This window comes from Halomonas sp. KM007 (assembly GCF_050709225.1).
GTDB lineage: Bacteria > Pseudomonadota > Gammaproteobacteria > Pseudomonadales > Halomonadaceae > Vreelandella > Vreelandella hamiltonii.
In genome coordinates, this window is record NZ_CP136131.1 from 2,917,042 (window position 1) to 2,936,597 (window position 19,556).

Annotated in this window: 17 protein-coding genes; 12 read left to right on the top strand and 5 right to left on the bottom strand. The window is 60.8% G+C overall.

Annotation, left to right across the window (positions count from 1 at the left end; genetic code table 11):
- Positions 1–61 precede the first annotated feature (61 nt).
- A complete protein-coding gene (locus tag RVM27_RS13760) occupies positions 62–1,345 on the bottom strand; it encodes a NupC/NupG family nucleoside CNT transporter (protein ID WP_498956837.1) in 1,284 nt (427 codons plus the stop codon).
- A 251-nt stretch (positions 1,346–1,596) separates the two neighbouring features.
- On the opposite strand from RVM27_RS13760, the gene RVM27_RS13765 reads away from it, so the two are divergent.
- From RVM27_RS13765 to cyoE, 6 genes are all read left to right on the top strand, one after another.
- Positions 1,597–2,364 carry a DeoR family transcriptional regulator gene (locus RVM27_RS13765; protein ID WP_498938530.1) on the top strand — a complete coding sequence of 256 codons (768 nt, stop codon included), beginning with the start codon at positions 1,597–1,599 and terminating at the stop codon, positions 2,362–2,364.
- A gap of 271 nt (positions 2,365–2,635) precedes the next feature.
- Complete coding sequence (gene cyoA / locus RVM27_RS13770; protein WP_287808593.1) at positions 2,636–3,682, top strand: ubiquinol oxidase subunit II; 1,047 nt, start codon at positions 2,636–2,638, stop codon at positions 3,680–3,682.
- Positions 3,683–3,684: 2 nt separating this feature from the next.
- Positions 3,685–5,709: a cytochrome o ubiquinol oxidase subunit I gene (cyoB, locus tag RVM27_RS13775; protein ID WP_287808592.1), complete on the top strand. Its 2,025-nt coding sequence runs from the start codon at positions 3,685–3,687 to the stop codon at positions 5,707–5,709.
- Positions 5,709–6,320 (top strand): cytochrome o ubiquinol oxidase subunit III, encoded by a 612-nt coding sequence (gene cyoC / locus RVM27_RS13780; protein ID WP_287808591.1) that lies wholly within the window; start codon positions 5,709–5,711, stop codon positions 6,318–6,320. Before cyoB ends, cyoC begins: the two co-directional genes overlap by 1 nt.
- A 1-nt stretch (position 6,321) precedes the next feature.
- A complete protein-coding gene (gene cyoD, locus RVM27_RS13785; protein WP_287808590.1) occupies positions 6,322–6,648 on the top strand; it encodes a cytochrome o ubiquinol oxidase subunit IV in 327 nt (108 codons plus the stop codon).
- Positions 6,606–7,529 carry a heme o synthase gene (cyoE, locus tag RVM27_RS13790; RefSeq protein ID WP_189464244.1) on the top strand — a complete coding sequence of 308 codons (924 nt, stop codon included), beginning with the start codon at positions 6,606–6,608 and terminating at the stop codon, positions 7,527–7,529. The genes cyoD and cyoE overlap by 43 nt, the downstream gene beginning before the upstream one ends.
- A gap of 116 nt (positions 7,530–7,645) precedes the next feature.
- On the opposite strand, the gene pta is transcribed toward cyoE, so the two are convergent.
- Together pta and RVM27_RS13800 are read right to left on the bottom strand one after the other, a co-directional pair.
- The gene (gene pta, locus RVM27_RS13795) at positions 7,646–9,829 is read right to left on the bottom strand and encodes a phosphate acetyltransferase (protein WP_498956838.1); all 2,184 of its coding nucleotides are present in this window, start codon (positions 9,827–9,829) and stop codon (positions 7,646–7,648) included.
- Positions 9,826–11,010 (bottom strand): acetate/propionate family kinase, encoded by a 1,185-nt coding sequence (locus tag RVM27_RS13800; protein ID WP_498956839.1) that lies wholly within the window; start codon positions 11,008–11,010, stop codon positions 9,826–9,828. Before RVM27_RS13800 ends, pta begins: the two co-directional genes overlap by 4 nt.
- 153 nt (positions 11,011–11,163) lie before the next feature.
- Here RVM27_RS13800 and RVM27_RS13805 point away from each other — a divergent pair, with 153 nt between their 5' ends.
- The 6 genes from RVM27_RS13805 to RVM27_RS13830 all read left to right on the top strand — a co-directional run bounded on the left by RVM27_RS13805 (position 11,164) and on the right by RVM27_RS13830 (position 16,933).
- A complete protein-coding gene (locus RVM27_RS13805; protein ID WP_016914665.1) occupies positions 11,164–12,084 on the top strand; it encodes an EamA family transporter in 921 nt (306 codons plus the stop codon).
- Positions 12,085–12,212: 128 nt separating this feature from the next.
- A complete protein-coding gene (locus RVM27_RS13810) occupies positions 12,213–12,722 on the top strand; it encodes a porin family protein (RefSeq protein ID WP_498956840.1) in 510 nt (169 codons plus the stop codon).
- Positions 12,723–12,908: 186 nt separating this feature from the next.
- Positions 12,909–13,970, top strand: a complete 1,062-nt coding sequence (locus RVM27_RS13815; protein ID WP_498956841.1) for an HlyD family secretion protein — start codon at positions 12,909–12,911, stop codon at positions 13,968–13,970.
- The gene (locus RVM27_RS13820) at positions 13,960–15,057 is read left to right on the top strand and encodes a DUF2955 domain-containing protein (RefSeq protein ID WP_498956842.1); all 1,098 of its coding nucleotides are present in this window, start codon (positions 13,960–13,962) and stop codon (positions 15,055–15,057) included. Before RVM27_RS13815 ends, RVM27_RS13820 begins: the two co-directional genes overlap by 11 nt.
- A 133-nt stretch (positions 15,058–15,190) precedes the next feature.
- Entirely contained in the window at positions 15,191–16,639 is a 1,449-nt protein-coding gene (gene tnpC / locus RVM27_RS13825) for an IS66 family transposase (RefSeq protein WP_154487592.1), read from the top strand.
- Between the two features lie 12 nt (positions 16,640–16,651).
- On the top strand, positions 16,652–16,933 hold the full coding sequence (locus RVM27_RS13830) for a CsbD family protein (RefSeq protein WP_498956843.1): 282 nt from the start codon (positions 16,652–16,654) through the stop codon (positions 16,931–16,933).
- A 300-nt stretch (positions 16,934–17,233) separates the two neighbouring features.
- On the opposite strand, the gene aztD is transcribed toward RVM27_RS13830, so the two are convergent.
- Both aztD and aztC read right to left on the bottom strand, forming a co-directional pair.
- The gene (gene aztD, locus RVM27_RS13835; protein WP_081137690.1) at positions 17,234–18,493 is read right to left on the bottom strand and encodes a zinc metallochaperone AztD; all 1,260 of its coding nucleotides are present in this window, start codon (positions 18,491–18,493) and stop codon (positions 17,234–17,236) included.
- Between the two features lie 50 nt (positions 18,494–18,543).
- Positions 18,544–19,476, bottom strand: coding sequence for a zinc ABC transporter substrate-binding protein AztC (gene aztC / locus RVM27_RS13840; protein WP_498956844.1), 933 nt, complete (start codon positions 19,474–19,476; stop codon positions 18,544–18,546).
- Positions 19,477–19,556: the final 80 nt, after the last annotated feature.

A 19,556-nucleotide genomic window follows, 5' to 3' on the forward strand; every position in this document is an offset into this window, starting at 1 on the left:
AAGACAAAACGGGTACTGCGTACTAAAGCAGCGCCCGTTGCGTTATCGCGTACTCGCTGCGTCAGGCGGTGAGGCTGCTCAACGCCAGGAAGAAACCGGCAATCGAGGCAGACATCAGGTTGGAGAGCGTGCCTGCCAGTACGGCTTTCACACCAAACCGGGCAATCTCCTTGCGGCGGGTCGGGGCAATGCTGCCCAGGCCACCGAGCAGAATGGCAATCGACGACAGGTTGGCAAAACCACACAAGGCAAATGACAGGATGGCCATGGTGTGGGGCGTCATCAATTGACCCGTGGCAGCCACCACCTGTTCCCCTTCAATGTAGGGGGCCAGGTTGATAAAGGCCACGAACTCGTTGACCACCAGCTTCTGGCCGATGAACGAGCCCGCCAGGGTGGCTTCTTCCCAGGGCACGCCCAGCAGGAAGGCCAGCGGGGCAAACAGCCAACCCAGAATCAGCTCCAGGCTCAATGCCTCGAAACCGAACCAGCCGCCCACGCCGCCCAGAATACCGTTGACCAGCGCAATCAGGGCGATGAAGGCCAGCAGCATCGCACCCACGTTGGCTGCCAGCTTCATGCCCGACGTAGCACCGGCGGCGGCGGCATCCAGCACGTTAGCGGGCTTGTCGTCCTGCTCTTTCAGCTCTTCATCGACCTTGGAAACGCTGTCGCTATCTTCCACGTTCTGGGTTTCCGGCATGATCAGCTTGGCGAACAGCAGGCCGCCAGGCGCCGCCATGAACGAGGCCGCCACCAGATACTCCATGGGAATGCCCAGCGCGGCATAGCCCGCTAGCACCGAACCGGCTACCGATGCTAAGCCGCCACACATCACCGCAAATAGCTGCGAAGGTGTCATGCGGGCAATAAACGGACGTACCACCAGCGGTGCCTCGGTCTGGCCCACGAAGATGTTGGCCGTGGCCGAAAGTGACTCGGTGCGCGAGGTGCCCAGTGCTTTCTGCAATGCGCCGCCCAGAATCCGAATGACCCACTGCATGATGCCGATATAGTAGAGCACGGCAATCAGCGAGGAGAAAAAGATGATGACCGGCAGGACTTTGATGGCGAAGACAAAACCGACGTTTTCTACATCGGCAAGGCCACCAAACAAAAAGCCGATACCGTCGTTGGCGTACACCAGCACCTGGCTAACACCGGCGGAAATGGCTTGCAGCACCGCCTGGCCGAACGGCACGTAGAGCACAAACGCGCCAATACCGGCTTGGATGGCAAAGGCACCCAGCACGGTGCGCAGCCGAATCGACTTGCGGTCATAAGAAAAAATCAGGGCAATGGCCACTAGGGTGACCATACCAACCAAGCTCATGATGAGGGTCATGGGAGTACCTTCGGATCGTGAGGAGTGTGAGTCGTGTGGGCTGGTGTTGATGTTAAAATTATAACATTGAGTGTTATTTTTTTAACGTTGATTTGCAAGTATTGTCACATCAACGCTGATTAAATGTGATATGCACACCATGTGCGGGGGAGTGGTGCATTGCAGTAGAAATAAGTGAGGGCCTAGCTCAGCATAGATAGCCCAGTAGAGCCTAACGGCAATAAAAAATGAATCAGAAGGAGATGCCTGCCATGAATGACCGGAGCGCACAGCGCTTGGCGATGCTACAAGAGGCGCTGGTCAGCGGGGGAACCCTGCATCTTCGCGATGCCGCCGAGCTGTGCGGAGTGTCGGAAATGACCATTCGCCGAGACCTCGCCACACAGCCATCTCCCTTGCGCCTGCTGGGGGGGCGGCTGGTGATGGCCAGCTACCCCGGCGTGACGCCGGTCTACGACCTCACCGAGCAGCAGGCCAGCCACTACCATGTCAAACATCGCCTGTGCCAGCGTGCCGCCAGTTTCATCGACGAAGGCGACACGCTGTTCATCGACTGTGGCTCCACGCTGATTCCCTTGCTGAGCCAGCTCAGCCACTTCCGCGAGCTGACCGTGGTGACCTACGCGCTGAACGTGGCCAACACGGTCGCCGCGTTGCCCAACGTGCGGCTGGTGCTGCTGGGGGGGCTGTTTCACGCCTCGTCGCAATCCTTCGGCAGCGACGGCATGCGGGACGCCATCGAACGTCTGGGCATCAACAAGGCGCTGATTTCAGCGGCAGGAGTAGACTGCGAACGTGGAGTGAGCTGTTTTCACTTCCATGAAGTGGCCCCCAAGCAAGCGGCGATTGCTACCGCCATGCAGCGGTTGCTGGTGGTCGATGCCAGCAAGTTCGGCATCGTGCGCCCCGCCTATTTTGCCTCGCTGGCCGATTTCGACGTGGTGATCACCGACGACGAGCGCGCTCCTGGCCTGCTGGAAAACCATCCCGCCAGCTCCCTCAGTATCAGCGTTGCCTAACACATTTGGCCGCACCTGGGGTGCGGCAAAGCGCCTCTTTCTGATTGACCGAGATCAATAGAAAATACTTTAGTCTTAGTTGATGCACGCAAGGTGCACGGTTGAGGCTCGCCACTAACCCCATGAGGTGGCGCATATTTTTCCCGGAGCAACGTAGTCATACTCACTGTTTTGGGAAAAGTATGGGGTGATAGTTAGCTTGCTACTTAGCTGGCTAGTTAGCCAGCCAAGCAGTGAGCTGTTTTAGACAACTCTCTGATGAGATCACACCATGCAACTACCTACCCACTGGCGCAGGCGAGGCACTTTTGTGCTCGTCGTATTGTGCTTGCTGTTAACGGGCTGCAGTTCTGCATTGCTGGATCCCAAGGGGCAGATTGGCGTTGAACAACGCTCGCTGATTCTGACCTCCTTTGGGCTGATGCTGATTGTGGTCATTCCGGTGATTGTGATGACGCTGCTGTTTGGCTGGCGCTACCGCCGCAGCAACAGCGTTGCCAAGTATCTGCCGGACTGGGCGCACTCCAATACGATTGAAGCTGCCGTCTGGACCGTTCCCTGCTTGATCATTGCCGTTCTCGCTTTCCTCACCTTTAAAACCTCCCACAGCCTGGACCCCCACAAGCCGATCGAAGGCAGCGTGGAGCCCATGGAGATTCAAGCCGTCGCGTTGGATTGGAAATGGCTGTTCATTTACCCCGAACAGGGGATTGCCAGTGTCAACGAGTTGGCGTTCCCAGTGGATACGCCGGTGCGCTTCCGGGTGAGCTCTGGCTCGGTGATGAACGCCTTCTTCATTCCACGTCTGGGTAGCCAGATCTACGCCATGGCGGGCATGGATAACGACGTTCACCTGATCGCCGACGAAGAGGGCGTCTACCCCGGCCGCTCCACCAACTACAGCGGTGCTGGCTTCTCTGGCATGACCTTCGATGCCCACGTCACCTCTTCGGCGGAATTCGACGCCTGGGTGGACAACGTGCGTGCCGCCGATGACACCCTGACTTTCCCGGACGGTTACGAAGCCCTAGCGCAGCCGACCGAGTATCACCCGGTGGAGTACTTCTCGGCGGTCACGCCCGAGCTGTATGAGTCGATCGTGAGCAGCTTCCACAGCGGTGACGGCAGCGGTCACGGCGGTCATTCGAGCCACGGTGACGCCATCAGTGATGCCCACGACAGTCACGGCGAATCCAGCGAGCTAGAGAGCGCCAGCGCGTCGCAACAGCAGGCCGCGATCGGCCATGTTACCAATCAGCATGCAGGTGATGACCACGCCCTGGGCGGCCATCCCACAAGCGTTGAAGCGGGGGGTTAAGCATGTTTGGAAAACTCACGTTAGAAGCCATTCCATACCACGAACCGATCATTATGGTCGTTGCCGCCTTTATGGCGCTTGGAGGTGCCGCGCTACTAGGCGCACTGACGTACTACCGAAAATGGGGCTGGCTGTGGAACGAGTGGTTTACCTCCGTCGACCACAAGAAGCTCGGTATCATGTATTTTGTGGTGGCCCTGGTCATGCTGCTGCGTGGCTTTGCCGATGCGATCATGATGCGGACACAACTGGCGATGGCGGCCGGTGGGGCCGCAGGTTATCTCCCTCCTGAACACTACGATCAGATCTTTACCGCCCACGGCGTGATCATGATCTTCTTCGTGGCGATGCCTATGGTCATCGGTCTGATGAACCTGGTGGTGCCCCTGCAAATCGGCGCCCGCGACGTCGCTTTCCCGTTTTTGAATAACCTGAGTTTCTGGCTATTCGCTGTGTCGGCGATTTTGGTCAATATTTCCCTGGTGGTAGGGGAGTTCGCCAAAACCGGCTGGCTCGCTTACGCGCCGTTATCGGGGATAGAGTTCAGCCCTGGGGTGGGGGTCGATTACTGGATATGGGCCTTGCAGATATCCGGGATAGGCACGACGCTCACCGGTATCAACTTCTTCGTCACGATCCTGAAAATGCGCACCAAAGGCATGACGCTGTTCCGCATGCCGATCTTCACCTGGACGTCGCTGTGCGCCAACGTCCTCATCATTGCCTCTTTCCCGATTCTGACCGCGACCATCGCGCTGTTAACCCTTGACCGCTACTTCGGTATGCACTTCTTCACCAATGATTTTGGCGGCAACATGATGATGTACGTCAACCTCATCTGGGCCTGGGGCCACCCGGAAGTGTACATTCTGATCCTGCCTGCCTTTGGCGTGTTCTCGGAAGTCATCGCGACCTTCGCCCGTAAGCGCCTGTTCGGTTACAAGACCATGGTGTGGGCCACCGTGGCCATCACGCTGCTGTCGTTCATCGTCTGGTTGCACCACTTCTTCACCATGGGCGCCGGGGCCAACGTCAACGCCTTCTTCGGCATCATGACCATGGTCATCGCCATCCCCACCGGGGTGAAAGTGTTCAACTGGCTGTTCACCATCTTCCGTGGCAGCCTGGAGCTGACCTCGCCGGTGCTATGGACCCTGGGGTTCATCATCACCTTTACCCTGGGCGGCATGACCGGCGTGATGCTGGCGCTGCCAGCAGCCAACTTCGTCCTGCACAACAGTCTGTTCGTGATTGCCCACTTCCACAACGTCATCATCGGCGGCGTGGTGTTCGGCATGATGGCGGGCCTGACCTACTGGTTCCCCAAAGCGTTCGGCTTCACGCTGAGCGAGAAGTGGGGCAAGCGTTCGTTCTGGTGCTGGTTCATCGGTTTCTACGTCGCCTTCATGCCGCTTTACGTGCTGAGCTTCTTCGGTGCCGTGCGTCGCATGCAGTCTTACGCCAACCCCGAATGGCAGCCCTGGATGATTCTGGCCTGGGTGGGTGCCGTGATCATCATGATGGGGATTGCCTGCACCATCATTCAGTTCTGGGTCAGTATCCGCGACCGCAAGTTGAATGCAGATCTGACCGGCGACCCCTGGGATGGCCGCACGCTGGAGTGGTCCACCTCGTCGCCTGCACCGTTCTACAACTTTGCCCGTTTGCCGGAAGTCGGCGACATCGACAGCTTCTGGTCGCAAAAACAGCGCAGTAACGAACAGCTCGAAGACGCGCCCTACACCGATATCCACATGCCCCGTAATACCGTGGCCGGCCCGGTGATCAGCCTCTTCGCACTGGTGCTGGGTTTTGCGCTGGTGTGGCACATCTGGTGGCTGGCGGGCATCGGTGCGCTGGGCGTGGTGGTGAGTTTCCTCGCCCGTGTGTTCAACGATGACATCGACTACTACGTGCCCGCTGCCGAAGTGGAGCGTATCGAGCGTGAACATCAGCGCCGCAAAACTTCGGCACCCAGCAGCGCTGTCGATAGTGAACAAACCAACTATGTGGAGGCGCGAGCGTAATGGCCACGGATACCTTGCATCACGGGGCCATCGCAGAGCCCCACGAACATCACGATGCCGCGGGCACCAAGGTCTTTGGCTTCTGGGTCTACCTGATGAGCGACCTGGTGATCTTCGGGTCACTGTTTGCCACCTACGCCGTGCTGATGAAAGGCACGGCCGCCGGGCCAACGGCGGCAGATATTTTCGAGCTGCCGTTCGTGCTGGTCGAAACCTTTCTGCTGTTGTTCAGCAGTTTCACTTTTGGCATGGGCGTTTTGGCCATGAATGCCGAGCGGGTGGGGCAGGTCAAGGCGTGGCTGGCGGTCACCTTTGCCCTGGGGGCTGCCTTCGTCGGCATGGAAGTGTATGAGTTTCATCACCTGATTCATCAAGGGTATGGGCCAGACCAGAGCGCGTTTCTGTCGTCGTTCTTTACCCTGGTGGGCACCCATGGCTTGCACGTCACGGTGGGGCTGGTATGGATTCTGGTGATGCTGGTGCAGCTTTCCACCAAGGGCATCACCCCGATGACACGTCCGCGGATTCTGTGCCTGAGCCTGTTCTGGCACTTCCTGGACATCGTGTGGATCTGCGTCTTCTCGTTCGTTTATCTGATGGGAGTGCTGTGACATGAGTCATTCATCATCTTCAACGTCTTCCCACGGCAGCGTTAAATCGTATGTGACGGGGCTTCTGCTATCTTTAGTGCTAACCGCGATTCCGTTTGCGGTTGTCATGAGCGGTGCGCTAAGCACCGCCGCGACGGTGGTGGTCATCGCTGTAACAGCCGTGCTGCAGATTCTGGTCCAGCTGGTCATGTTTATGCATATGAATACCAAAGCCGACGAGGGGTGGAATCTGATGTCCTTCGTTTTCACACTGACGATACTCGTCCTGGTGGTAGGGGGCTCTTTATGGATCATGCAGCATCTGCATCTCAACATGATGATCGGCTGAACGTGGCACCGAGCCGCTGGCGAGACCTGCTGGCGCTCACCAAGCCGGGCATCATTGGCGGTAACTTGATCGCCACGCTGGGGGGCTATTTTCTGGCCGCCCACGGCACCTTCGATGTCGTCACGTTTGCCTCGGTGATGCTGGGCATTGCGCTGGTCATTGCCTCGGGTTGTGCCTGCAACAACGTCATCGACCGGGATATCGATGCACTGATGGCGCGTACGCGCCATCGCCCGCTGGCCAAGGGGCGCATCTCGATTACCCAGGCACTGGGTATTTCGGCGCTGCTGGGCGTGGCTGGGGTCGTGTGCCTGGCACTGGGCACCAATGGCTTGACGGTGGCGCTGGCGGTGATTGGCTGGGGCGTGTATGTCGGGGTCTACAGCCTCTACATGAAGCGCCACTCCGAGTACGGCACGCTGGTGGGCAGCCTTTCCGGGGCCATGCCCCCGGTGGTGGGCTACTGTGCCGTCACGGGGCAGTTCGATAGTGGTGCGCTGATGCTACTGGTGATTTTCTGCCTGTGGCAGATGCCGCACTCCTATGCCATTGCGATTTTCCGCTATGCGGATTATCAGCGGGCATCAATCCCGGTACTGCCGGTGGTGCACGGGATCAAAATGGCCAAGCATCATATTCTGGGTTACATCGTGGCGTTTATTCCCGCCTCGCTGGCGCTGGTCCTGGCCAGTCAGGCGGGGATGGGGTATCTGTGTGTGGCGCTGGTCATGGGCGGCTATTGGCTCTACCTGGCACTACGCGGCTATCGGTTAGATGACGATGTTCGCTGGGCCAAGAAAGTGTTTGGGGTCTCCATTCTGACGATCACCGCGATGAGTTTGGTGATGGTGCTGGAAGCCATGGTGCCCATGTGGGTGTAATACCTCCCAACGATTGAACCTGACGCAAAACCTGAAACGCCCCGAACAGTGAACTGTTCGGGGCGTTCTTTTTAGTGTGGCTTTCAGCGGATACGTATACAGGGCTCGGCGAGTGCCTAGCCTTTTCGCTGGCTGGCCTGGATTGCGGTGAGAGCGATGGTGTAGACGATGTCATCCACCAGAGCGCCGCGCGACAGGTCGTTCACCGGCTTGTTCAAACCTTGCAGCATCGGGCCCACGCTGACCACTCGGGCGCTACGCTGAACGGCCTTGTAGGTCGTGTTGCCGGTATTGAGGTCGGGGAACACGAACACGGTGGCCTTGCCCGCCACGGGGGAGTCGGGGGCTTTCTGCTTGCCCACGCTCTCGATGGCGGCGGCGTCGTACTGCAGCGGGCCGTCGATGGCCAGGTGCGGTGCGCGCTCCTTGGCGATGCGGGTCGCTTCGCGGACTTTATCCACGTCGGCGCCGGTGCCGGAGTCGCCGGTGGAGTAGCTGATCATCGCCACTCGGGGCTCGATACCAAAGGCCTCGGCAGAGCGCGCGCTCTGCAGGGCGATTTCTGCCAGGGTTTCGGCGTCCGGGTCCGGGTTCACCGCGCAGTCGCCGTACACTACCACTTGCTCGGGCAGCAGCATAAAGAAGATCGACGACACCTGATTGTACTCCGGGGCCGTCTTGATCAGCTGAAACGCCGGGCGAACCGTGTTGGCTGTGGTATGTACTGCGCCCGACACCAGGCCGTCCACCTCATCCAGCTGCAGCATCATGGTGCCCAGCACCACGTTGTCCTGAAGCTGCGCTTCGGCGGTCAGCTCGTTGAGCTTGCCTCGGCGGCGTTCGACCATGGGGTCGATGTAGCTGGCGCGGGTGCTTTCCGGGTCGATGATGGTCAGCGTATCCGGCAGCGTCAGGCCACGGTGATGGGCCACGCTTTCGATATCTTCCCGCTTGCCCAGCAGGACGCAGTCGGCAATGCCACGGCGCTGGCAGATGATGGCGGCTTCGATGGTGCGCGGCTCGTCGCCTTCCGGCAGCACGATCCGCTTTTTGGCCTGTTGGGCCAGCTTCACCAACTGATGGCGGAACGCCGACGGCGAGAGGCGGCGGGTGTAGCCACGGCTCAGCTTGGCTTTCAGCCACTCCAGGTCCATGTGTGCCGCCACGTAGCGTGCCACCTGCTCGGCGCGCTCGAAGTCATCCATGGGGATTTCAGTGCTGAGCTGGCTCAGGTTTTGCGCCGTGGTCAGGCTGTCGGTTTCCACCGCCAGTACCGGCAGGCCGGTTTTCAGCGCCGGGCGGCACATCTCGATCATGCCGTCGTTGGGCAAGAAACCGTTGGTGAGCAAAACGCCCGCCAACTGAGTGCCATTCATGGTCGCCAGCGCCGAGGCCAGCACCACGTCATCACGGTCCCCGGAGGCGACCACCAGGCTGCCCGGCGTGAAGATATGCAGCGCGTTGGCGGCGCTGCGGGCACACAGGCTGGTAGAGAGGACGCGGCGGCTGGCGGCTTCGCCTTCGTTGAGCATCTTGGCGTTCAGCGCCCGGGCTACGTCTAGCGTGCGCGGGGCGCTCAGGGTCTTGCTGTAGGGCACCACGCCAATCAGGTGGAAGCGGTCGGTGGCTAGCGCCGGGGAGTAGCGGCGCAGCTCGTTGAGCACCGGCTCTTCCAACTGCGGCTTGATGGTGCCCGGTGCAGCGGAAAGATCATCCTCCTGACCGTAGGGCAGGTTCTTCATGCGCATCAAGATGCCGCCCAAGGTGCGGCTAGAGCTGACGCCACCAAAGCTTCGAGCGTGCATATCCAGCTCTTCCGCCAGCGCCTGGGGCTCGTTGAGATCCCCAGAGCCCACCAGAATGATCCGCGCGTTCAGCGCATGAGCGAGCTGCACATTGGTTTGAGTCGCGTAGGTAGTGTGCTGGGTCGGCACGACGCCTTCCACCACCACCAGGTCCAGAGCGCTGCCGTCGCGGTACGCCTGCTGGGTGACCTGCTCGTAAAGCTCGACGACGTTTTCCATCAGCTCGTCGGTCTGGTCGTCGCGCAGCAGCCGCTCCAGGCGTGCCTGGGAAATAGGCGAGGGCGGGCGCTGATTCAACGTGCGTGATACCAGCGCAGTGGAACGATCAAGGCCGGGGCCGTTAAGCTCGTTCTGCATGAACGGCTTTAAAAAACCGGCTTTCAAGCCGATGGTGTCGAGCGCTTGAATCAAACCAAGGCAAGCGGACGTTAGGCCAGCACCGACGCTAGTGGGTACCAATAGAATGGCTTGCGGTTGTTTGGGGGAGCTATTCATTCAGGGGTCTCCACGCAGTGGCGGGTTTCCATGGCAATGCGGCCCTCTTCATCGGTAGGGATCACCCACACTTCCGGGCCTTGGTGGCCAGCGCTATCCAGCTTGCTCTCTTTGCCACGAATGGTGGCTTCGTTGCTCGCTTCATCCAAACTGAAACCAAAGTGGGGCAGCAGCGCCAGCACTTCACGACGTACGATAGGCGAGTTTTCGCCAATACCGCCAGTGAAGATCACGCCGTCTAACTTAGGTAATGCACAGGACAGCGCCGCCAGCGACTTGGCGATACGGTAGCAGAATACGTCCAGCGCCAGCTTGGCACCGGGGTGGCCAGCCACGGCCTGGTCTTCCACTTCACGCATGTCGTTGGTCAGGCCGGAAAGGCCCAGCAGGCCGCTTTGCTTGTTCAGGACGTTATCGATCTCTTCCACCGACCAGCCCAGTTGGCGATGCAGGTGGGCATGCAGGCCGGGGTCGACGTCCCCGCTGCGGGTGCCCATCACCAGGCCTTCCAGCGGGGTAAGGCCCATGCTGGTATCCAGGCTCTGGTTGTTCCACACGGCGCTGGTGGAGCAGCCGTTGCCCAGGTGGGCGGTCAGCCAGCCGCCTGCACCACGGCTGCTCAGTTCCCCGGCGCGCTGGCTGACGAACGCATGGCTGGTGCCGTGAAAGCCGTAGCGGCGAATGCCATGTTCGGTGTACAGCGCTTCCGGCAGCGCGTAGCGGTAAGCGCGGGGCGGCAGTGTCTGATGGAAGGCAGTGTCGAAGACGGCCACCTGGGGCAGCTCGGGAAACACCTTGCGCGTGGCGGCAATACCCGCCAGATTGGCAGGGTTGTGCAACGGGGCCAGGGCTGCGGTGGTTTCGATGGCGGCAATCACGCTGTCGTCGATCAGCGCCGCTTGGGTGAAGTGCTCTCCTCCATGCACGATACGGTGGCCCACGGCACCGGGAACGCGGCCTTCCAGGCGCTCCAGAATGGCGCTTAGCGCTTCGGCGTGGTCGGCGCCGGGCAGCGGCTGGGTGAAGCTCTCACCGGCGCTGTTCTTGCCTTTCAGGCGAGCGTCGCTGCTGCCCAGACGTTCTGCCAAACCGGCTAGACGCGGTGCCTGAGGGTCTGAATCAATCAAAGCGTATTTAATGGAAGAAGAGCCACAGTTGATAACCAGCACCGGTGCGTTCATAACAACCTTTGTAAAGTAGTCAGGAGGAAAGGGGGATAGACTTTAGTTTAACATGCAGAGACTGAGAAAATCAGCGAAGAATTTAGTTAGCCTTCTATGTAAAATGTCGTCATCCTGTTCCTTATATAACCTAACGTGAGCCGTTTTGTTCCTATGTCGTCGATTTCCAGCCCCGCGCTTTTGCCCCGTCATCTCGCCATTCTGCTGATGATGTGTGTGGCCACCATGTTCGCCGCCAACCACGTGTCGGCGCGGCTGGCCTTCGATAACGGTACGGGGCTGCTGCTGGCGGTATTGATGCGTTCAGGGGTGGCCTGCGTGATCCTGCTGAGCCTGTTCGTGCTGCAGAAAAAGCGCTTCTGGCTGCCGCCCGGTGCCTGGCGTTGGCAGTTGGTGGTGGGGCTGTTGATCACCCTGCAAAGCGTCAGCCTGTATTCCGCCGTGGCACGCCTGCCGGTGGTCATTGCCCTGCTGCTGGTCAACACCTTTCCCATTCAACTGGCGCTGCTTAGCTGGGCGCTGGGTGGCCCCAGGCCTTCGCTGCGCAGCTGCCTGATCATGGGCACCATACTGATTGGCCTGCTGGTGGTGCTGGATATTCCCAGCTGGTTGGCCAACGCAGATGCCATGGGCCCCGAGTGGTTGGCAGGCATTGGCTTTGGGCTGCTGGCGGCCTTTGCGTTTGCCTGTGCGCTGTGGATCACAGAACATCGCCTGGCAGGCGTAGGCAGTACCCTGCGTAGCCTGCTCACCATGCAGACCGTATTCGTGGCCATGATTCTTGGCGGGCTACTGGGGGCAGTGCCTGGCGGCATGAGCCTGCCCGACAACAGTAGCGGCTGGGCAGGGCTCATCATGCTGGCACTGCTTTACGGCAGCGCGTTTTCGGTGCTGTTCATCTTTGTGCCCCGCCTGGACATGGCGCGCAACGCCCCCGTGATGAACTTCGAGCCGGTGGCTTCGCTGCTGATCGGCTACCTGGTGCTGGGACAAATGCTCAGCCCCAGCCAGCTGCTGGGCGGCGCGGTGGTGGTGGGGGGCATCGTGGTGCTCAGCCTGTCGAAAGGCCGCTAGGCTACGCCACCGGGCGCCGAAAAAAGGAAATTATATGCAAAGCGTGGGGCGGCGTTTGCGTTCTCTCGGGGGTTGAGCCACACTTGCTCAGCGTAAGGAAACACTGTTTTTTAACTGAGGTGAACCCCATGAAAACGTCCGTTCTTTCCCTTGCCTCTGCGGCACTGCTGGTAGGCGCCGGTACTTTTGCGGCATCAGCTCAGGCCCAACAATCTTTCCAATACCCACAAGGATACGTGGGTGGCGATGCCATGTTCTGGAGCCTGGACCCCGACCGTGGCTCATCCCGCGACGATGTCGGCCTGCGCCTGCGCGGTGGTGCTCAGTTCAACGAGTTTTTCGCCCTGGAAGGCCACCTGGGCACAGGCGGCTCTGATGGCAACGTAGAGCTCGATTATCTGGCCGGTGTCTACGCCAAGGGTATCCTGCCCGTCTCGCCAGATGTACGCCTCTACGGTCTGGCTGGTGTCACCGAGGTCGATTTCGACCGTGACCGTGAAAGCGGCTTCTCCTATGGCGCTGGCGCGGAAGTGGACATTGCCGACAACCTGGCACTGGGTGCCGACTACATGCGCTACCTGGACGAGTCCGCCTACGATTTCGATGCGGCGAGCGTAGGCCTTCGCTACCGCTTCTAACACGGCAAGCGTTTAGCGCTTATTCATCAAGGGAATAGGACCCCGCTGACCGAGCACAGACTCGGCAGCGGGGTTTTTTTTACGATTATTGTTAGCGTGCTAATAAATTTGTTAGACTAAGGTATTCCATCTAACGCTACCCCGAGTGCACGTGACCGCTTGGGGGCCAGTGAACGAGTAATACCCATGACCCCTGATCAACGATTTACCCGCTGGGTGAAAATAGCCCTGGCGGCGTTTGTAGTGCTGTTCGTCTATTTCTTACTCGCCGATAGCTTTATGCCCATGACTCCGGAAGCGCGCGCGATGCGGCCCGTGACGCGTATTGCGCCGGAGCTCAGCGCGCCGGTGAAAGACGTGGTGGTGCGGGACCATCAGCGGGTGAACGCGGGCAACGTGCTGTTTCAGCTAGACCCGGCGCCGTTCGAGCTGGCACGCCAGCAGGCTGTGCTGAATCGCGAGCAGGCCGAGCAGGAGAACGCTCGGCTAACCGCCGAATTGGCGGCGGCGCGAGCCTCGCTGGCATCAGCTCAAGCCACGTTCGAAGAGCGCAGCGGTGAGCGCCACCGCGCTGAGGCGCTGTTAGGGCGGCAGGGCATCTCCCGCCAGCAGTACGAGCAGCAAGTGGCCGCCGAGCATACGGCCCAAGCTGCCGTGGCGTCTGCCCGCGCGCAAATCGATAGCCTAGAAGTACAGCTAGGTGAAGAGGGCGACGCCAACCTGCGGCTACGCCAGGCCGATAATGCGCTCGCCCAAGCCGAGTTAAACGTGGCCCGCGCCACGGTAAGAGCGCGGGAGGCGGGCGAAGTCACCAACCTGCAGCTTCAGCCGGGGGATTACGTACAGGCCGGCCAGCCCGCCGTGGTGCTGGTGGCCAGCCGTGTCGACGTCGTGGCCGATTTTCGCGAGAAAAGCCTGCGCCACGTGAAGGAAGGCGACGAAGCAACGGTGGTGTTCGATGCGCTGCCGGGACGACTGTTGGCAGGCCACGTGAGCGCGTTCGATGCCGGTGTGCGGGAAGGGCAGCAGGTGGCCGACGGGCAGCTGGTGGACATTCCGACCTCCGACCGCTGGGTGCGCGATGCCCAGCGGGTGCGTATTCACATCGCGCTGGACGAGCCTTTGGACGAGCTTCCACCCAGCGGCGCGCGGGCCACGGTGCAGCTAGTGCCCGGCGAGCACGCGCTGGCCAAGCCGTTTGCCTGGCTGCAGGCTCGGCTCGTGAGCTGGCTTCATTATGTCTACTAAATCGCCTACTCAATCAACCTCGCGTACGGGAACATCCGCTACGCGCTCAGTGCCCGCTTCCTCGGCGCTCAGTCAGAATGGATTTAGCCAGAACGGACTGCGCCAGTGCCTGCGGGTCGCGGGCGGCGGCACCTTGGGGTTCATCATCAGCCAATTGATGGGCTGGAATTACGGCGTCTTCTTTACCGTGTTCCCGATGTTCCTGCTGGGCATGGTGCCTGTATTGAATGCTGGCATCATCCGCCAGTTTCTGGCCAATGGCAGCCTCAACGCGCTGGAGGTCAGCGTGGTGGTGGGGCTGTTGAAGCACATGCCGGTGGTGATGACGCTGGTGGTGCTGGGGCTGTTTCTGCTGCGCTTCTCCTTGATGGCCAGAGGGCCGCTGTTTCTGTTCGGTGCCAACGGCGTCTTGACGCTGAGCATACTGCTGCACTTTGCCAGCTACCCCAGCGTAGACCTGGGCGATTTGCTGGCCAGCAACCTGATGGCCAGCGTGCTGGCCGTGTTCATCGCCATGTTGATGCATACCCTGTTCCCCGATACCGAGCCCCGCCAGCCGCCGACCAGGGTGGCCAAGCCGCTTGCCCAGGTGCGCCATGAAACCCTGCTGGGCGGGATCACGGCCACGCTCTCGTTCGTGGTGTTCCAGGTGTTCGACCTGCAGGGGTCGCTGTCGGCGCAAATGGCCACCATTCTGATTCTGTTCACGCTGGGGTATCAGGGCGCTCGGGTGTCGGCGGCCAAGCGCGCCGTGGGCACCTTGCTGGGATGCAACCTGGCGCTGGCCATGCAGCTCGTCCTCTATACCCAAAGCCACCATTTCCTGCTGGTGGTGCTGCTCTATTGGCTGGGGCTGATGCTGTTCGCCCGCGAGCACATTCTGGAAGGCGGCGGCTCTGGCATCGGGTTTGGCGGCTTGACCACGCTGGGCATTCTGTTCGGGCAGTCGCTGGGGCCTCAGCAGGACCTGGTGTACAGCGCGCTGTACCGCTTCTCTTCCATGAGCGTGGCGCTGGTGGCAACGCTGGTAGTGATGGCGTGCGTGCAACGAGTACTGAACCGCTTTGAGGCCACTCGGCTTGCTTGAAGGCCGCTTGAACAGGCACCAGGCCTTTGCAAAAAAGAAAGTAACTATTCAGGTGGCTGCGGATGGGATATCGCCAACCAGCTGATTTTTCTGGCATAGTGTGCCTAATCCTTCGGCATATCTATGCGGTGACATGACCATCAGCGATATCAACGTCGACGAGGCTCTGGAGCGGGTCCGACAGCAGCTCAAGGAAGACCAGACGGTCTCTCCGTCGCTGCGTGCGGCCATCGATGTGCTGATGTTGCTGGTCAAGCTCATGGCCGATCGCCTGGCCACCAGTAGCCGCAACAGCAGCAAGCCACCGTCCCAGGATCCCAATCGCCAGCGCCGCTCGCGCGCCAAAGGCGAGCGGCGCCCCGGCGGACAGCCAGGGCATGAGGGTAAGACGTTGGCGCCGGTGACGGACCCCGACGAGGTGGTCAAGCTCCGTGTCGATCGTCGGCAACTCCCCAAGGGGCGTTCTTACCGCCCGGTCGGCGTCGAAACGCGCCAAGTGCAGGACATCGTAATCCAGGCCGTGGTCACCGAATATCAGGCTGAGGTCCTCGAAGATGATCAGGGGCAACGCTACGTGGCGCCATTCCCCGAGGGCGTGACTCGCCCCATCCAGTATGGCCCTCGCCTCAAGGCGCATGTCGTCTATCTCTCCCAGTATCAGCTGTTGCCCTATGCGCGTATCCGCGAGTTGCTCACCTCGCAGTGCGGCCTGTCGCTGAGCACCGGCACCCTGTTCGCCTTCAACCAGGAGGCCTACCAGCGGGCCGAGGCGTTCGCCGAGTGGGTGATCCCGGCGCTACGTGAAGCAGCCACCGTCCATGCCGATGAAACCGGAATGCAGGTCGGTGGCAAACGCTACTGGCTACACAGCGCCTCCAACGAGGCCCTGACCTGGTTGGCCCCGCACCCCAAGCGCGGCCAGGAAGCGATGGACGCCATCGGCGTATTGCCCTTCGTGCGTGGCGTGCTGGTGCATGATCACTGGAAGCCCTACTACCGCTATCCGGATTGCCGGCACGCGCTCTGTAATGCGCACCACCTTCGGGAGCTGACAGCGGCCTGGGAGAACGATGGCCAGGCATGGGCCAAGGCCTTGCATGACCTGTTGTTGGAGATGCATCGCGCCGTGGAGGTGGCCGACGGCTGCCTCTCGGCCGATGAGACCCGAGCCTGGCGGCAGCGCTATCGAGATTGCCTGGCGAAAGGGGACGCCGAGTGCCCCCCGCCGGTGAAACCGCCACCTGGAACGCGAGGCCGGGCCAAGCGCACCAAGCCGCGCAACCTCCTGGAACGCCTCCAGGCGTACGAGGACGACGTGTTGCGCTTCCTCGACGACCCTGCCGCTCCCTTCACCAACAACCAGGGGGAGCGCGATCTGCGAATGACCAAGGTCCAGCAGAAAATCTCGGGCTGTTTCCGCTCCTGGGAGGGTGCTGAGATCTTCTGCCGCATGCGTAGCTTTCTCTCGACCGCCGTCAAGCAAGGGGTAGCGGCGCATACCGCACTGGAGCAACTGTTTGCGGGGGAGGTGCCAGCCTTCATGCAGCAAGAAGCCCCGACTCAGCCAACCGGTGCTGAATAGTTACAAAAGAAAATGGGCAACTTTGGCAATACCCGCTACGCTGATAACAGGCCGCACGGTCAGGTAGACCCGCAGTACAGCGGCCGCTTCCCTACTAACGGATTAGAGGTGTTCGTCATGGCAGGTACTTCAGATAAAGCAAAAGGCACAGCCAACAAGGCAGCAGGCAAAGTGAAAGAGGCGGCTGGCAAGGCGACGGGTAGCACCAAAACCGAAGCCAAAGGCAAAGCGCAGCAGGCCAAGGGCGAACTGCAAAAAGGCAAGGGAGAAGCCAAGGACAAGCTCAAGAAGTAATACGACAGCCACCGAGTATGTATTCGTTGCCGGATGGCTAGCCCCAGGGCCAACCGTTCAGGTTATCGATCCGGCGGCCAATACTCTTTCAAAAACAACACCGGAGCCCTTGGGCTCCGGTGTTGTTTTGTGCGATCCGTCAAAGGGGCCAGCAGGCTTAGGCTTTGTACGAAAACTGCCTACGCTCGCCCATACGGCGTTAAAAATCGGCTCAAAGTACTCATTTACACCTTGTAAACTCCGTCTTTTCGCCGATTTTTGCCTTGTCTGGCCATCGCCCGCCGACCTTTCGTACAAAGCCTAGTGCCCGTGAGAGACGCCGGTGCCGCCCACCGCGACGATATTGAACGGCTTGCCTTCAAGGGCCATCTCATCGACCTTTTCGAAGGTTTCCGCACTGACGAAGTGCAGCGTTTCGGTAGCGGGGTCGGTGACCACGATATGCTCACCCGCCACGGCAATGCGTGGGCGCGGGTCGTTCCAGTGGCCATCCATGGAGTAGGGCTCGGTCAGGCGCAGCGACTGGGTCAGCTCGCCGTTCAGCACATCCAGTTGATGCAGCTGGCCATCTTCGGTGAACACATAGGCGTAGCGGGCGCGAATCGGGTCCACCGCAAAGTGCACGCGACGGGTAGGCAGTTGCACCAGCTGGAAGCCTTCTTCACCTTCGGTGGGGTCGACCAGCAGCACGCGGTCTGGCCCGTAGTTACCCAGGAAGTACTGTAGTCCGGTGCCGCCCAGCAGGGTGGAAGCACTGCCTTCCGGCAGAGAGCTAGGGTAGGGCAGATGGGTGATCTGGGGCGTGCCGTCTTCCGTGGCGATCAGCAGCAGGCCGGTGTGGCAAGCCAACGCATAGAGGCTGCCAGAGCCCGCCGAGCCGTGCAGCCCAGGGCACGCCACTTCGTCGCCGACCAGGTGGCCGTCGCTATCCAGCACCTTGGCACCGACCGGGCGTTGAGACGCATCTTCCGGGTTGACCACCGTCACCACCGCATGCTGGTGGAATGGCACGGCCACCCCGTGGTGCGCCGCCTCCACCGGCACCGTACGGACCTCTGGGGAGTCTGCCAACAGGCTGCTTTCGGTGAACAGGCGGGCTTCGTCTTCACCATCGAACCACTGGGCAATGTAGCCCTGGCGCTCGACGAAGTGGGCGGGGCGCTCTCCTTCCAGAACCGTGCTCAGCAGCGCCGGGTCGGCCACCTCGATATCGGCGTGGTCGCCGTGGTCATGGAAAGCGATGCCGGTATTGATCACCGACACCGTGTTTGCCGCTCCTTGTACGGCAAATACCGCCTCGCCGCTACGGGTGCTCAGCAGCGCCGCCGGGCCTTCCAGCTCGAAGGTGTCCAGCAGCGACTTCTCCGTGGCGTCGATGACGTGGACCACGGCATCCTGCTGGTCGGCGACTACCAGCCGCCAGGCCGTGACGTTTTCATCGTGGGCATGGTCATGGCTATGGTTGGAGTGACCATGGGAGTGGTCGTGGGCCTGCACGGCGGCACTGCCTATCGCGAAAGCGAGCGCGGTCAACGCTTTGCCTACAAACATCGGGGTCATCGTTTCTCTCTCCTTGAGCCCAGAAGGGGCGTGGTTAATCACCTGAGTGGCTACTGCAGCGCCGTCACCAGGGTGTCGACGTTATGGCGCATCATGTCGAGGTAGCTGGCCGCCGGGCCATCCTCCCGCGACAGCGCGTCCGAGTAGAGGGTGCCGCTGAGCGACAGGCCGGCCTCCTGAGCGATTTGCTCGACCAGCCGAGGGTTGGAAATATTCTCGGCAAATACCGCCACGGCGCTCTGCTGCTCGATGGCATCGATCAGCTTCGCCACATGGGCGGCCGTGGCTTCGGACTCGGTGGAGACCCCCTGCGGGGCCAGAAAGCGCACGCCGTAGGCCTCTTCGAAGTAGCGAAAGGCATGGTGAGCCACCACCACGGTGCGTCGGGATTCGGGAATCCTGGCGATGCGCTCATGGATTGCCTGCTCCAGCGCTTCCAGTTCCTGTGCGTAGCGCTGCTGGTTGGTGCGGTAGGCGTCACAGCCTTCCGGGTCCGCCTCGCAGAAGGCGTCGGCAATGCGCACGACATACGCCCTGGCATTGGGCACCGACTGCCACGCGTGGGGGTCGTAGGGCGCTTCATGGAACACCGCCCGGTCGCCATAAAAGTGGTAGTGCCCGCCCATGGGGTCTTCGAGATGCACCGCGTGCTCCGAGACGGTGACCACGCTGGCTTCGGTACCGCTGGCCTCGATCAGGCGGGTAAGAAAGCCCTCGAACATCAGGCCATTGATGAGCACCACGTCTGCCTGCGCCACCTGGCGAACGTCGGCGGGGGTGGGCTCGTAAACGTGGGCGTCGTCGTTGGCGCCCACGATGCTGGTCAGCGCGATGCGTTCACCACCGACCTGGCGGGCCAGGTCTTCGATGATCGAGAACGAGGCCACCACGTTCAGGGTGGGCTCATCGGCCATGGCGTTCAGGCTGCCCAGCGCCAACATGCCTGCCGCCAGCAGAGGAGGTACGCGTTTCAACAGACCCACGGTGAGGCTCCTTGATTGAGTATATATGTTATAACATAACAATAAAGGGGCCGAACATCAAAGAGACCGAACATCCAGTG